General features: G+C 72.2%; 13 protein-coding genes. 6 read left to right on the top strand and 7 right to left on the bottom strand.

Annotated elements, in window-relative coordinates:
* Nucleotides 1-208: 208 nt before the first annotated feature.
* A complete protein-coding gene (locus DMB38_RS28695; protein ID WP_240662513.1) occupies nt 209-1,366 on the bottom strand; it encodes a hypothetical protein in 1,158 nt (385 codons plus the stop codon).
* 354 nt (nt 1,367-1,720) lie between these two features.
* Here DMB38_RS28695 and DMB38_RS28690 point away from each other — a divergent pair, with 354 nt between their 5' ends.
* The gene (locus tag DMB38_RS28690; protein ID WP_164716133.1) at nt 1,721-2,296 is read left to right on the top strand and encodes a GNAT family N-acetyltransferase; all 576 of its coding nucleotides are present in this window, start codon (nt 1,721-1,723) and stop codon (nt 2,294-2,296) included.
* 15 nt (nt 2,297-2,311) lie between these two features.
* Here the strand turns inward: DMB38_RS28690 and DMB38_RS28685 are convergent, their stop codons facing one another.
* Together DMB38_RS28685 and DMB38_RS28680 are read right to left on the bottom strand one after the other, a co-directional pair.
* The gene (locus DMB38_RS28685) at nt 2,312-3,088 is read right to left on the bottom strand and encodes a hypothetical protein (RefSeq protein WP_125937572.1); all 777 of its coding nucleotides are present in this window, start codon (nt 3,086-3,088) and stop codon (nt 2,312-2,314) included.
* A 179-nt stretch (nt 3,089-3,267) separates the two neighbouring features.
* Nucleotides 3,268-3,681, bottom strand: coding sequence for a helix-turn-helix transcriptional regulator (locus DMB38_RS28680; RefSeq protein WP_125937571.1), 414 nt, complete (start codon nt 3,679-3,681; stop codon nt 3,268-3,270).
* Between the two features lie 168 nt (nt 3,682-3,849).
* On the opposite strand from DMB38_RS28680, the gene ahcY reads away from it, so the two are divergent.
* Nucleotides 3,850-5,103, top strand: coding sequence for an adenosylhomocysteinase (gene ahcY, locus DMB38_RS28675; protein ID WP_125937570.1), 1,254 nt, complete (start codon nt 3,850-3,852; stop codon nt 5,101-5,103).
* The gene (locus DMB38_RS28670) at nt 5,100-5,762 is read left to right on the top strand and encodes a haloacid dehalogenase-like hydrolase (RefSeq protein ID WP_125937569.1); all 663 of its coding nucleotides are present in this window, start codon (nt 5,100-5,102) and stop codon (nt 5,760-5,762) included. The genes ahcY and DMB38_RS28670 overlap by 4 nt, the downstream gene beginning before the upstream one ends.
* Nucleotides 5,763-5,827: 65 nt before the next feature.
* Here DMB38_RS28670 and DMB38_RS28665 read toward each other — a convergent pair whose 3' ends face one another.
* From DMB38_RS28665 to DMB38_RS28655, 3 genes are all read right to left on the bottom strand, one after another.
* Entirely contained in the window at nt 5,828-6,184 is a 357-nt protein-coding gene (locus tag DMB38_RS28665; protein ID WP_125937568.1) for a CU044_2847 family protein, read from the bottom strand.
* A complete protein-coding gene (locus tag DMB38_RS28660; protein WP_125937567.1) occupies nt 6,181-6,630 on the bottom strand; it encodes a hypothetical protein in 450 nt (149 codons plus the stop codon). Before DMB38_RS28660 ends, DMB38_RS28665 begins: the two co-directional genes overlap by 4 nt.
* A 64-nt stretch (nt 6,631-6,694) precedes the next feature.
* The gene (locus DMB38_RS28655; RefSeq protein ID WP_164716132.1) at nt 6,695-7,663 is read right to left on the bottom strand and encodes a trypsin-like peptidase domain-containing protein; all 969 of its coding nucleotides are present in this window, start codon (nt 7,661-7,663) and stop codon (nt 6,695-6,697) included.
* A 374-nt stretch (nt 7,664-8,037) separates the two neighbouring features.
* On the opposite strand from DMB38_RS28655, the gene DMB38_RS28650 reads away from it, so the two are divergent.
* Entirely contained in the window at nt 8,038-8,880 is an 843-nt protein-coding gene (locus tag DMB38_RS28650) for an alpha/beta hydrolase (protein WP_125937565.1), read from the top strand.
* A 103-nt stretch (nt 8,881-8,983) separates the two neighbouring features.
* On the opposite strand, the gene DMB38_RS28645 is transcribed toward DMB38_RS28650, so the two are convergent.
* The gene (locus DMB38_RS28645; protein WP_125937564.1) at nt 8,984-10,195 is read right to left on the bottom strand and encodes a glycoside hydrolase family 5 protein; all 1,212 of its coding nucleotides are present in this window, start codon (nt 10,193-10,195) and stop codon (nt 8,984-8,986) included.
* 492 nt (nt 10,196-10,687) lie between these two features.
* Here DMB38_RS28645 and DMB38_RS28640 point away from each other — a divergent pair, with 492 nt between their 5' ends.
* Nucleotides 10,688-12,424: a BCCT family transporter gene (locus DMB38_RS28640; protein ID WP_240662765.1), complete on the top strand. Its 1,737-nt coding sequence runs from the start codon at nt 10,688-10,690 to the stop codon at nt 12,422-12,424.
* Nucleotides 12,425-12,676: 252 nt separating this feature from the next.
* Nucleotides 12,677-13,957, top strand: coding sequence for a serine hydroxymethyltransferase (glyA, locus tag DMB38_RS28635; protein ID WP_125939336.1), 1,281 nt, complete (start codon nt 12,677-12,679; stop codon nt 13,955-13,957).
* The last annotated feature ends 11 nt before the right edge of the window (nt 13,958-13,968 follow it).

Raw genomic sequence — 13,968 nt, 5'->3', positions numbered from 1 at the left:
ACGAACGCCGCGGTCAGCGGCCGGTGGGACCGCACCCGGGCGCGGTCGCCGCGTAGTCGGGGTAGAAGGAGGGTGTGACGCTGTCCCCGCCGCCGGCCGCCCCCGCGGCGGAGCCGGGGATCGCGGAGGAACGTAAAGGCGGGTTCATCGGATGTCAATGGGCCGCGTCGTCATCAAGTACGGGACAAACAACGGAACTTGGGACGGATTAATCGGAGGTCTGACTGACCTCCCCACCGGGTGCCGCACGGGGGCGTGGGGCGGCCGGGGTGCCGCCGGCGTCCGCCGGGTGCGGCGCGGCGGCGGGGCGTTCCTCCTCACCTGCGCCGAGCGGACGGGCCTCCGCGTCGACCCGGGCGCGCAGCAGGGTGGTGCAGGGGGAACCGGGAGAGAGAGCGTCCAGCAGGGCGTGCGCGCGGTGGCGCAGATCGGCCAGGAGCCGGTTGCACGGGCGCAGCACGTCCGGGGACCGGAGGAGTTCCGTCAGCTCGCGGTGGTCGGGTTCCGAGGCGGCGGCCCGGCTGAACAGCAGCCGGGCCCGCTCCCTCACCGCCCGGTCCGGCCGGTGGAGCAACTGCGCGAGGCGGTACGTGGCGGTCCCGTTCCGCAGGTCCGCGCCGGTGCCGTCGCGCAGGTCGTCGTGGTCGTTGCGGAGCTGCGCCAGGATCCCCAGGACCTCGCCGAACTCACCCCACGCCGCGACCCGCTCCGCTTCTGGCCCGGCCACGGCCGGCCCGGCGCCGTACGCCACCCGGGCGGCCAGGACGCAGGCCATGGCGTAGACCGCGCCGCTCTTCTTCCGGTAGACCTCGCGCACCTCGTCGGGGCCCACCTCGCCCGGCTCGTTGAGGAGGTCGCCGAGCTGCCCGTCGGTGGCGGCGGTCCAGCTTTCGAGGTAGTCGGCGGTGAGCGCGCGGCGCAGCGGCTCGGGCGCGGGCAGGGTGGCGAGCACACGCAGCGGCAGCCCGTAGCCGCACTCCAGGGCGGCGGTCAGCGCGGCGCTCCCGTCCATCCCGTACGTCCGCGGGCCCGCGTCTCCGTCGACCACGTCGTCGAGCGCGTTGGCCGCCCGCCACCAGAGCGCGTGCACCGCCGCGACCGGCTCGGCGGGCCGGGTGCCGCCGCGGATCGCCGCGTGCACGAGGAGGGGCAGGGAGAACTCCTGCGGGTCGCGCCGGCCGCGGGCGACGAGCGTCTTCAGCGAGGCGTGGAGCATCGGGTGCGGTTCGGCGTAGCAGCGGTCGATCAGCTCGTCGAGGTACTGCCGTACGCGCGGGAAGGACTCCCGGAGGAGACTCTCCGGGCTCGGCCGGGTCTGGACGGCCGGGCCGTCGCGGTGGAGGTGGCCAGAGGGCGGGTGGGACAACCGGGGCTCCAGGAGTCGGGACTTGCGGCGGGCATCGCACGCGTCGGCAGGCGGCGTCACTCACGCTGACGGCACGGGCCGGCGGGAGCCGGCGAGCCGTACCGGCCCCTGCGCGGAGAGCGCGCACCGCCAGGGAACTATCGCCCGGCCGCGCCTGCCCCCGATCCCGGCGGCGGTTGACCCGACAGGGCTAACGGTGCCACCCCTCCGTACGCACACGGCCGGGGCACGGTCACCCCGCGCCCGTCACGAGGCATCCCCTGCGCGGCGGACCGCCTGTCGCGGTGGCGGCGGGCTCCGGCGATGCGGCATGGTCGGCGGTGGCGTCCTCGGCATCAAAGAAGGGACACCCGCATGACGGACTTCATGGCGGCACCGCTCACGCCCGCGACATGGCGTGACTTCGAGCAGGTCATGGGGGAGAACGGGGGTGCGCGCGGCTGCTGGTGCATGCACTGGCGGCTCTCGTTCAAGGAGTGGGCGGAGGGCGCGGGCGAGGGCAACCGGAACGCGCTGCGCACCCGCGCGGAGCAGCAGCCGCCACCCGGGCTGGTCTGCTATCTGGGGGGCGAGCCGGTGGGGTGGGTCGGCCTCGGCGACCGCGCGGAGTACCCGCGCCTGCAGCGTTCACCGGTCACCAGGGCCCTCGATGACACGCCGGTCTGGGTCATCACCTGTCTCTTCGTCAGACGCGGCCACCGCCGCCGCGGGCTCCAGACGAAGATGATCAACGCCGCCTGCGACTTCGCCGCAGAACACGGCAGGCACACGGTCGAAGCCTTCCCCGTCGCCCCCGCGCCGGGCCGGACCGCGGGCGCGGACAACGCGATGACCGGCATCGCGTCGGCCTTCCGGGCAGCGGGCTTCACGGAAGCGGCCCGCCGCAAGAAGGACCGCCCGGCGATGCGCCGCACCGTCACCGGCACCTGACGGCCGCCGCCGCCCTCAGAAGGGAGCGGCGGCCACGGAGGGTCGGCGGGCGGTGAGCCGGTGGGTGAGGTGGTCGAGGGCCCGGTCGGCGTAGACCGAGCGGATCGTGCCGTTGAGGCGGCGTGCGTGGCGGGCCAGTTCCGTCGCCGCGCCGTGTTCGTGCCGGCGCAGGTGGCTGTGGGCGAGCCATGCGGTGTAGAGCACGGTCTCGCGTACGCGCCGCGGATCGCAGCCATCGAGGGCGGCCCCGATGCGGTCGCCGCCGCGCCGCGGCCGGCCCAGGGCGATGTCGAGGCGGCCGGCGATGATCTGCATCTCGTCCGGGGTGAGCCAGTACGCCCACGCCGGGTCCGGGTCGGTGCCCGCGCGGCGTGCGCCGTAGGCGTCCTCGGCGCGGCGGAGCGCCTCGTCCGCGTGGTCGGGCTCGCCCGCGACGGCGTGGGCCCAGGCGATGCGGGCGTGGAGAAGCGCGCGGACGGCCGGCGTCGCTTCCGCCGACTCCGGAGCGCCGTGGCCCACGGTCTCCAGGCGGGCGAGCGCGGAGCGGGTGACCGTGACGGCGTCCCGGCCGTGGCCGTGCTCGGCCAGGTGGTAGCCGAGGCTGGAGACCAACTGCGCGGCCAGCACGGGCGCGTCCGCCGCGTGTGCGGCCTTGAGCCCGTGGACGTGATGGCGCACGCCCGCCCCCGCGTCCCCCGCGTCCGCGGCCGACCAGCCCGCGAGCCCGCACAGCTCGGCGAGGAGCCGCAGCAGGCCGCGGCCGACCGCCGCGCTGTACGAGGTGGTACGCAACAGGGCGGCCGTACGGGCGAGTTCGTCGCGGACGGCCGGGTACAGGTCGCCGCCCGCGACCGTGTCGTCGGTCCGGTGCAGATAGCGCAGCCGTCCGCGTATGCCGTCCAGATCCGTCGCGCCGATGCGGCGGGGGCGTCCGTGCGCGCGGTGGGCACGGGCGGGCGGCGGCGGGGTGATCAGCCACTGGTGTACGACCCGTACGGCGTGGCCGTGCCCGTCCTCCCCTCCCCGGGCTCCGGCGCCCCGCCCGCCGGGGGCGCGCCCGCGCCGAGCCGTACGGCGAGGTCGTCGCGCTCCGCCGCGTCCCAGATGTCCTTGATCAGCACCGCGGGCTCCCCGGCGACGCCGTGCCCGGCGGCCGGCCCGGCGGCGGGCCCGGCGGCGGAGGCCGGACCGAGCAGGGCGGCCAGGTCGTCGAGGGTGACGGCGAGTTCGCCCGCGAGTGCCCGGCGGACGCCGGGCGAGGGCGTGGAGATCCCGCGCTCCCAGCGGGCGACGCTGGAGACGTCCACCCCGAGGCGCTCCGCGAGCGACTCCTGCGTGTGGCCGCGGCTGCGGCGCCGGCGCGCGAGGGCGGAGGAAGGAGGCATGCACCGAAGCGTAACCAGAGGACGGCGACCGCCCGGTGGGCGCCCGCGGTCCGCCGGACGGGTGCCGGATGACGGGCAAGTGCCGGGTTTTCGCCCTGGCCGGGGGCGGTGGGAGCGGGTGGACTCGATGCCGTTCACCCCCGCCCGTACGTCCAGGGAAGGAGCCCCATGCCGCTGCTGCGCGACCCCGCGCTCGCCGAGGAGGGCGCCCGGAAGATCGACTTCGCCTACAGCCGGATGCCGGTGCTGCGCGCGCTGACCGCGCGGTGGGCGGAGGAGAAGCCGCTGACCGGTGCGCGGATCGCCGCCTGTCTCCACGTGACCACCGAGACCGCCAACCTGTGCCGCGCACTCGTCGCCGGGGGCGCGCAGGTGGCGCTGTGCGCTTCCAATCCGCTGTCGACGAAGGACGACGTGGCCGCGGCCATCCAGCGCGACCTCGGCGCCGAGGTGTTCGCGGTGCACGGCTGCGACCGGGACACGTACTACCGCCAGCTCACCGGGGCGCTCGACATCGGCCCGACGCTCGTCGTGGACGATGGCGCGGACCTCACCGCGACGATCCACGAACACCGCCCCGCGCTGCTCCCGGACATCGCGGGCGGCACCGAGATCACCTCGACCGGGGTGGTGCGGATGCGGAACATGGCCGCGGAGGGCGCGCTGCGCTATCCCGTCCTGCCCACCAACGACGCCCTGACCAAGCACCTCTTCGACAATCGCTACGGCACCGGGCAGAACACCGTCGACGGCCTGCTGCGCGCCACGAACATGCTGCTCGCGGGCGCGACCGTGGTGGTGGCGGGCTACGGCTGGTGCGGCCGGGGCGTCGCGGCCAGGGCCCGCGGCATGGGCGCCGAGGTCGTCGTCACCGAGGTCTCGCCCGTACGGGCGCTGGAGGCGCGGCTGGACGGGATGCGCGTCCTGCCGATGCGGGAGGCGGCGCCCCTGGCCGACGTGGTGATCACGACGACCGGCAACCGGGACGTCGTCACCGTCGACCACATGCGCCTGATGAAGGACGGCGCGATCGTCGGCAACTCCGGCCACTTCGACCTGGAGATCGACGTCGACGGCCTCACCCGGACGGCCACCGACCGCCGGTACGTACGCGAGCACTGCGTCGCGTACACGCTGCCCGAGGGACACCGCGTGCTGCTGCTCGCCGAGGGACGGCTGCTCGGCCAGGCCGCGGCGGAGGCGCACCCGGCCGAGGTGATGGACATGACCTTCGCGACCCAGGCCCTCGCGCTGCGCCATCTGGCCCGGCACGCGGCGGACCTCGCACCGGACGTCCATCCCGTCCCCCGGGCCATCGAGGACGAGGTCGCCGCCGCGAAGCTCGACGCGTACGGGATCACGCTGGACGAACTCGGCCCGCGCCAGCGGGAGTACCTCGCCTCCTGGCGGACCGGCACATGACACCCGGCGGGATCACCCACGTCGTGTGGGACTGGAACGGCACGCTCTTCGACGACGCGGACGCCCTGATCGCCTCCACCATCGAGGCGTTCGCGCGCCAGGGGCTGCCGCCCGTCACGCCCGAGCGCTACCGGGCACTGCACACCCAGCCCATCGACGCCTTCTACGACCGGCTGCTGGGCCGCACCGTCCCGGCGCCGCTCCGCGCCGCGCTGCACGCCGCCTTCCACGACGCCTACCTGCGCCGCAGGCCCGGCATCGGCCTCGCCCCCGACGCCCTGGCCGCACTGCGCACGGCGGCGCGGGCGGGGCTGACGCAGTCCGTCCTGTCCATGCATCCGCACGACGTGCTCGCGGAGTTGATCGAGCGCTTCGCGCTGGGCCCGCACCTGGTGCGCGTCGACGGCCAGCGGGGCGCGGACGCGGGCTACAAGCGCGACCACCTCGCGGCCCACCTGCGCGCCCTGGACCGTCCGCCCGGCACCGTCCTGCTCGTCGGCGACAGCGTCGACGACGCCCGCGCGGCGGCGGCCGTCGGCACCCGCTGCGTGCTCTACGCCAGCGGGCTGCACTCCGGCACCGCCCTCCGCGCGGAGGGTGTCCCCGTCACCCGGACCCTGGAGGACGCCCTGGCCACAGCCCTCGGGTCCGCCCGGTGACGGCGCCGGGGCCGCCGCGCACCCGTCGCCGTGTTCGAGGCCCCCCTGACGCACTGTCCGCCGCGTCAGCGCCCGTTCGGGACCGGATACGTGAGGGTGACCGCGACCGACGCCTCGGCCGACCCGCTGAAGAGGACGACGTTGCCCTCGCTGGCGATCGTGATGCCGAACTCGATCGAGACCGACTCGGGCGCGGTGGTCTGCGCCGCCAGTTCGCCGACGGTGCGGCTGAACCGTTCGGCGACGACGTGGATCGTGTTCTGGACATGGTCCAGCGCCTCGGTCGCCTTCCGTCCCGCGACCCTGCACAGGTTCGACGAGGTGGGCTCGGAGCCGGGGAGCCGGTGGACGGCGATGTAGACGTCCCGGCCGTCGATGACGGTGGGCAGCGCTTCCTGCTGGGGGTGCACGGGCCTGCTCACCCCTCTTCCAGCTTGTAGGTGCCGCGGAACAGGAGCTTTCCCTGCGGGTAGAGGTAGTAGCCGGTCCCGGCCGGTTCCTTCTCCCACCGCCAGTAGTGCCGCACGGCGGCTCCGGCGATGTTGACCAGCCTGCCGAGCGGGGTGGCGTTGCGGAGGTTCCGCAGGAACCGCGAGTCGAGGAAGGCGTGGATCGCGTCCCGTAGCGGCTCGAAGCTCCGGTCGGCGTGGTCCAGCGCGAACATGTGGCGGGCGCCCTGGTCGTCGGTGAGGACGAACGCCAGGATCACCCCGGTCTCGCGGTGTATGTAGGCGTCGCCGGGCTCGATCCTGATCGAGTCCGGCGTGCCGTCGTCGAGGACGGCGGGCAGGGGCAGGGGGACGCCGTTGAGTCGGGAGACGTTCATCAGCCAGCGGCCGTAGTCGCTGTCGTGCGGGCTCTTGTCCACCTCGGGTGCCTTCCGGTGACGGGCCGCCGGTTCCCGCGCCGCTCGGGGCCCGGGTGAGGGCGCCCTACAGGTTGTCCAGGATCCAGCGGGTGACACGCTCCAGCGCGCCCTGCGTCACCTCCTCGGCGACGGCGTCCGGCACGGACTCGCCGGATCCGCCCGGCAGGGGCGCGGGCGCGGTCACGGGCTCCGGCACCGGCACGTCCGCGGCGCCCGTTCCCGTCCCGGTCCCGGCGGGCGCGGCGGGCGAGGCCGGCTCGCCGGGCTCGCGGCCGGGCGCGGGGGCAGCCTCCGTACGCACCTCGATGTCCGGTCCTTCGCGGCGCTTGCGCAGCATGTCCTCGGCCACCGCCGCCGCGGCACCGCCGCCGGCCGCGGCGGCAGCGGCGGGGAAGCCGGCCCACCGGCTCCCGTCGAGGTCGACGCGGCCCGCGCAGAGGGCGCGCACGTCGTCGGCGCGGCCCGCCCACACGCTGTTGGCGAGCCAGCCGTCGGCGGTGTTGTAGCGGGCGGAGACGACACCGACCACGCTGTCGTCGCTCCGCTGCCGTACCGGCGCGCCGCTCATGCCGGGCAGCACGTCCCGCGAGTGGAGGCGTCCGAGGGTGACGTCGTCGGTGCGGCGCACCTCGCCCTGCCACTCGCCGAGCGCCTCCACCCACACGACCGGCGGCGTGCCCGCCGTCTCGTACATCAGGGCGTGGCCCACCACCGTCACGGGTTCGGCGTACGCGACGGACCGGGAGGCGCGCAGCAGCCGCGCGCTCCCGGGGAAGGCGGCGTCCGCCGCGAGCAGCGCCAGATCCGTCTTCCGGTCCTCGGCGAGGACCCGTGCCGTGATCCGGTCGGCACCGGGGTCGCGTAAGCGGTCGACCGACAGCACCCCGTCGTCGCCGAGCGCCAGCGTGCCCTGGACGACGTGCCAGGCGGTCACCAGGTATCCCGGCGCCAGTTGGAAGCAGGTGCCCTGGGGCACGCCGGAGGAAGAGAGGATCCGGCCCACGTAGTCCGGTACGGGATGGGAGTTCTTCACGCCTCCACCTAGCGATCGGGCCATCGGCGTGCGTCCGCACGCAACCGGTGGAGGGGGTGGACGGGGCGCCGACCGGCCGCATGTCCATGGTGCGCCCGTGCGGGGCAACTCGTATGCGACTGAGCTAAGTTGTGCGACCTTGTCCATTCATGTCACGATGTACGGGGACCGTCCGGACCTCAGCGGTGCCGGCCGGCGTCCGGGGCCCGGCACAGCAGCCACCGCATCCACAGCCGGGCGCCCGTCTCCGTCGGTCACCGATGAGTCCTGGCGGTGGATCGGGTCTGTCCTGGTATGAATCTCCTCTACGCTCACGTCTCCGTCCCTCGTGACGGCCGGGACACACCACTGCCGCCCCCGACCGGGGAGAGCCGATGACCACTGTGCACGCCAACGGGGTCGACCTGGGCATCGAATCCTTCGGTGCCGACGACGCGCCGCTCGTCCTGCTCGCGGGCGGGACCACGATGCTCTCCTGGCCCGACGCGCTCTGCGAGCGGCTTGCCGCCGGAGGGCGGCGGGTGGTCCGTTACGACCTGCGCGACAGCGGGGAGTCGACGACCGCGGATCCGGATGCGCCCGCCTACACCCTGCGCGACCTCGCCGCGGACGCGGCGGCCCTCGTCGAGGTGCTGGGCGGGGGTCCCGCGCATCTGGCAGGGATCGGTGTCGGCGGGATGGTCGCTCAGGTGGCCGCGCTCGACCATCCGCGTGCGTTCTCGGCGCTCACCCTCGTCGGCACCCGCGCGGTCGCGCCCGGGCCGCCCGACGACGACCTCCCCGACCACGACGAGGCGACGATGGGCCGGTTGTTCGGGCAGCCGATGCCCGACTGGAGCGACCGTGAGGCGGTGGCGGAGTTCACCGCTGCCGGCGCGGCGATCCTCGGCGACGACCCCGCCGCCGCGCGCGTGCACGGGGGGCGCGTCTGGGACCGTACCCCCGGCACCGCGCCCCCGGTACAGATGGCGAACCACCTGGGCATGGTGTTCTCGAAGCTCGACTGCACACCCCGCTGGCGCGAGCGGCTGCCGCGGATCGACATCCCCACGCTCGTCGTCCACGGCCGCCGCGACTTGTTCTTCCCCGTGGGCAACGGCGAGGCCATCGCGCGCGAGATCCCCGGTGCCCGGCTGCTCGTGCTGGAGACGGCCGCCACCGCGATCCCCGACGCGGCGGCCGGCGAGATCGCGGAGGCGATGCTCGCGCTGGGGTAGCGGCGCCGAGGCAGCGCGCGGATGCGGATGATTGCGCATCCGTGCGCCGCCGCGGGCTCAGTCACCAGAGGAGACCTGCTCTGGACGGCAAGCCCGGTTGCCGTCAACCGCCGCCGACGCCGCTCATGATGGCGCTGACGATGCCCTGTTGGGTCACGGTGGAGGAATTTCGGTCGAACAGACCGAAACCATACCGTCCGTTTACGCCGTTGTCCCAGTAGACGCTGACTGCCCCGTACTTCTTCGCCGTGGCCGCCAGGGTGTGGGCGAAGTCGGCACGGTAGTCGTTGTTCGCCGAGTCGAACGACGACTTGTCGATCGCTCCGTATTCACCGACGACTACCGGATATCCTCTCGTGACGAACCCGTCATGCATCTTCTTCAACTGCGCGTCCAGATGGTCCTCCTGTCCCCAGGTGGACGTCTTCGACGGGTCGGTCGCGGCCGGGCCCCACTGCGTGATGTTTCCGTTTTCCTCTCCGGCGAAGTCCCACGGATCATAGTAGTGCACCGAGATCATGATCCTCTGCTCGTCGCCGGGAATGGAAGGGGAGCGGTACTCGTCGGTCGGGATGGCGAAGCCGTAGTCGCCTGCGGTGTAATCGATGTTCGTGTTCCAGCCGGGGACGAGCAGCCATCGTGAGGTGTTGTTGCCACCGGTCTGCCGTACCGTGTCCACGAAGATCTGGTTGTAGTCGTTGATGTTCGAGTAGCACGGTTGGGTCGGTCGACCGTACTGACCGTCGAACTCTTCGTTCATGGACTCCAGGATCAGGTGCTCATCGTAACCCTGGAACCGCGACGCGATCTGTTGCCATACCTTCCGGTACTTGTCCTTGATCTCCGTCTGAGAAGCTGCGTCACAGATCAGCCAGGAGCCGTTGATCGTTTTGTAGCCGTCACCGTGCATGTTGATCACGACATACATGCCTCGGCGATAGGCGTAGTCGACGACTTCCTGGACTCTGTTCAGCCAGGACGAGTCGATCGTGTAGTCGGGGCCGGGCCCTATGGTGCGCAGATAGGAGACCGGGATCCGGATCGTTCTGAATCCCGCCTCGTGCACCTTGTCGATGAGCGCTTGCGACACCTTGGGGTTACCCCAGGATGTTTCGCCGGGATATCCGTCGATGTTGGCTTCGAGTTGGTTCCCCAGGTTCCAGCCCGCGCCCATGTCGGCAACGATCCGGGAAGCGTCCGACCGGGCCGTCGTGTCGGCAGATTCCGCGTGAGCCGAGACGCCGTACACCGATGCGGCCACCGCTAATATGATGGCCACGAGGACGGCTTTGATCTTCGTCGTTTTCGCAGTCATGGCGTTCTCTCTCCTCCGGTCTTGAGGTGCCAAGAACGATGCGAATTCACCTGACGCCGCGCAGCGGGCAGCCATGGGTGGCTCCGTGACCCACTGACGGTACGCGACCCCCGTGCTCGTCGAATTACCGTCGAAGCGCTTCGATCGAATATTCGACGATCTCAGTCCGTTTCTTCCAGCCGAGAAGATAGACTCCTGCCGCGGCCATGACAATACCCTCGCGCCCGGCCGGCACGATCCACGGCGGTTCTCCCCACCGGAACGCACGCCCAACTCCCGCATGGGACACGACAGCCAGGGGCCCTCCACCTCGTCGTGTCGCGGCGTGCGGCCGGGCTGCCGTCGGAGGTCTTGACGGCCGGGACCAGGGACTGCTTCCCTGTTGCGCTTACAGAACGATGTCCCTCATTGCGCAACACGCGTTGCCGCCGCTCAAAACCCCCCGCTGCGCACGCCCATAACAAAAGGAACGAGAGCATGCCCGCTCCGAACATGGCGAAGCCCCCGAGCGACAGCCCGGACAAGGGCTCCTTATCACCGGGGATACGACGAACCGACCCGGTGGTCTTCGGCGTCACGGCGGCCCTGACCCTCGCCTTCCTCATATGGGGAGCCCACGACTCCGACTCGCTCGCCGATGTCTCCGGCAACCTGCTCGGCGACATCATGCGCAACACCGGCTGGGGCTTCGTGCTCACCGCCTCCGCGTTCGTCGTGTTCGCGCTGTGGCTGGCCGCGAGCCGGTACGGCAGGATCACGCTCGGCCGGGAGGGCGAGGAGCCGGAATTCCGCACGGTCTCGTGGGTCGCGATGATGTTCAGCGCGGGCATGGGCATCGGGCTGATGTTCTGGGGCGTGGCCGAGCCGGTCAACCACTACACGACGGCGCCGCCCAACACCTCACCCGAGGACTCGGGCGAGGCGATGACGACGTCGATGTCCACGACCCTCTTCCACTGGACGCTGCACCCGTGGGCGATGTACGCCGTGGTCGGCATGGCCATCGCGTACAGCGCGTTCCGGCGCGGGCGCCGGCAGACCATCAGCGCGGTCTTCACCCCGCTCATCGGCGCCCGCCACGCGAACGGGAACGCGGGCCGCGTCATCGACATCCTCGCCATCGCCGCCACCCTCTTCGGCTCCGCGGCCTCGCTGGGGCTCGGCGCGCTGCAGATCGGCAGCGGCATCCAGGAGATGGACTGGATGGACGAGGTCGGCACGGAACTCCTGGTGGTCATCATCGCGTCGCTGACGCTGGCGTTCGTGCTGTCGGCCGTGTCGGGGATCGCCAAGGGCATCCAGTGGCTGTCCAACATCAACATGGTGCTGGCGGTCATGCTGGTCGTCTTCGTCTTCGCTGCGGGCCCGACGGTGCTGATGCTGGACCTGCTGCCGACCTCACTCGGCGCCTTCCTCGGCGACCTGCCCGACATGGCGGCCCGTACGGAGGCGAGCGGCGGCGAGGGCATCAGCGGATGGCTGAGCGACTGGACGGTCTTCTACTGGGCCTGGTGGATCTCCTGGACGCCGTTCGTCGGCATGTTCATCGCCCGTATCAGCCGGGGCCGGACGATCCGGCAGTTCGTCGGCGGCGTGATCCTGGTGCCGAGCGCGGTGAGCCTGGTGTGGTTCGCCGTCTTCGGCGGGGCGGCGATGCGCCAGGAGGAGCAGGGCGCCGACCTCATGAGCGAGACGACCGAGGGCCAGCTCTTCGCGGTGCTGCGCGACTACCCGATCGCCACCGTGACCACGCTGGTCGTGATGATCCTCGTGGGCATCTTCTTCGTCTCCGGGGCCGACGCGGCCTCGATCGTGATGGGTACGCTCTCGCAGCGCGGCACGCTGGAGCCCGACCGGCTGATCGTCATCTTCTGGGGCGCCCTGACGGGCGGCGTGGCCGCGGTCATGCTGCTGGTCGGCGACGGCGGGAACACGGCGCTCACCGGACTGCGGGACCTCACGATCATCGCGGCCGTGCCGTTCGCGCTGGTGATGATCGGGCTGTGCGTCGCGCTCATGCGCGACCTGCGGCGCGACCCGGTCATCCTGCGCAGCGAGAAGGCCGAGGAAGTCGTGGAGACGGCGGTCATCAACGGACACCAGCAGTACGACGGCGATTTCGAGATCGCCATCACCGCCTGCGGCGACAACGGTGCGTCCACCGCACCCGGGGACAAGCCCCAGCCGGCGGAAGGTCCGGCCGCCGGCGGCCCCGCGGCCCCGGGCTGACGCCGCGCGGGGCTCCGCCGTCACCGCACCGGCATCTCGCGGCACCCGCCGCGAGATGCCGGTGTTCCGTTTTCCGGCGAGGGCGGGGTACCCATGGCTGTGTTGCTCATGGCTGTGTTGCTCATGACGCAGCATGAATCACATTGCGGAACCTCATGGCTCCGGAGACCTTGACCGGGTCATCTCGCGCTTGCAGTATGTTGCGTATCGCTCTGCATGTTGCTTATTACGCACCACATGAGGGAGCTGCAGATGACCGTCATGAACACGTCCCTGCAGGAGCTCGACCCGGAGATCGCCGCCGCGATCGGCGCCGAGCTGAACCGCCAGCAGTCCACCCTGGAGATGATCGCCTCCGAGAATTTCGCGCCGGTCGCGGTCCTCCAGGCGCAGGGCTCGGTCCTGACGAACAAGTACGCCGAGGGCTACCCCGGCCGCCGCTACTACGGCGGCTGCGAGTACGTCGACGTGACCGAGCGGATCGCGGTCGACCGGGTCAGGGACCTGTTCGGCGCCGAGTACGCCAACGTCCAGCCGCACTCGGGCGCCTCCGCCAACCAGGCCGCCCTCTTCGCGCTGGCCGAGCCCGGGGACACCGTCCTCGGCCTCGACCTGGCCCACGGCGGCCACCTCACCCACGGGATGCGGCTGAACTTCTCCGGCAAGCAGTTCCACGTGGTCGCCTACCACGTCGACCCCGGGACCGGCCTGGTCGACATGGCCGAGCTGGAGGAACTGGCCAGGGAGCACCGGCCGAAGGTGATCATCGCGGGCTGGTCGGCGTACCCCCGGCAGCTCGACTTCGCGGAGTTCCGCCGGATCGCCGACGAGGCCGGGGCGTACCTGTGGGTGGACATGGCGCACTTCGCCGGTCTGGTCGCGGCGGGCCTGCACCCGAACCCGGTCCCGTACGCGGACGTCGTCACCTCCACCACCCACAAGACGCTCGGCGGTCCGCGCGGCGGCGTCGTCCTGGCCGGGAAGGGCTTCGCGAAGAAGCTGAACTCCGCGGTCTTCCCGGGCTTCCAGGGCGGCCCCCTGGAGCACGTGATCGCGGCCAAGGCGGTGGCCTTCAAGGTCGCCGCCACGGAGGGCTTCAGGGAACGGCAGCGCCGTACGGTCGAGGGCGCCCGCATCCTCGCCGAGCGCCTGACCGCCGCGGACGCACGCAAGGCCGGGGTGAACGTCCTCACCGGCGGCACGGACGTCCACCTGGTCCTGGTGGACCTGCGCGAGTCGGAGCTGGACGGCCGGCGGGCCGAAGACCTCCTGCACGAGGCGGGCATCACCGTCAACCGCAACGCCGTGCCCGACGACCCGCGCCCGCCGATGGTCACCTCGGGGCTGCGCATCGGTACGCCGGCCCTGGCGACCCGCGGCTTCACGGCCGGGGACTTCCGGGAGGTGGCGGACGTCGTCGCCGAGGTGCTGAAGACGCCCGCAGCCGCCGGTTCCGACGGCTTCGGGCCGCTGCGGGCCCGGGTGGCGGCCCTGGCCGGCAAGCACCCGCTCTACCCGGGCCTGACCGGATAACGGCGCTCACG

The sequence above is a fragment of the Streptomyces sp. WAC 06738 genome (assembly GCF_003945505.1).
Taxonomy (GTDB): Bacteria; Actinomycetota; Actinomycetes; order Streptomycetales; family Streptomycetaceae; genus Streptomyces.
This window is presented reverse-complemented; position numbering and strand designations above follow the sequence as displayed.

Bases quoted from the DNA above. Each gene is read 5' to 3' on its own strand.
- DMB38_RS28690 (WP_164716133.1), top strand. From the start codon at position 1,721: ATGACGGACTTCATGGCGGCACCGCTCACGCCCGCGACATGGCGTGAC.
- DMB38_RS28680 (WP_125937571.1), bottom strand. From the start codon at position 3,681: ATGCCTCCTTCCTCCGCCCTCGCGCGCCGGCGCCGCAGCCGCGGCCAC.
- ahcY (WP_125937570.1), top strand. From the start codon at position 3,850: ATGCCGCTGCTGCGCGACCCCGCGCTCGCCGAGGAGGGCGCCCGGAAG.
- DMB38_RS28670 (WP_125937569.1), top strand. From the start codon at position 5,100: ATGACACCCGGCGGGATCACCCACGTCGTGTGGGACTGGAACGGCACG.
- DMB38_RS28650 (WP_125937565.1), top strand. From the start codon at position 8,038: ATGACCACTGTGCACGCCAACGGGGTCGACCTGGGCATCGAATCCTTC.
- DMB38_RS28645 (WP_125937564.1), bottom strand. From the start codon at position 10,195: ATGACTGCGAAAACGACGAAGATCAAAGCCGTCCTCGTGGCCATCATA.
- DMB38_RS28640 (WP_240662765.1), top strand. From the start codon at position 10,688: ATGGCGAAGCCCCCGAGCGACAGCCCGGACAAGGGCTCCTTATCACCG.
- glyA (WP_125939336.1), top strand. From the start codon at position 12,677: ATGACCGTCATGAACACGTCCCTGCAGGAGCTCGACCCGGAGATCGCC.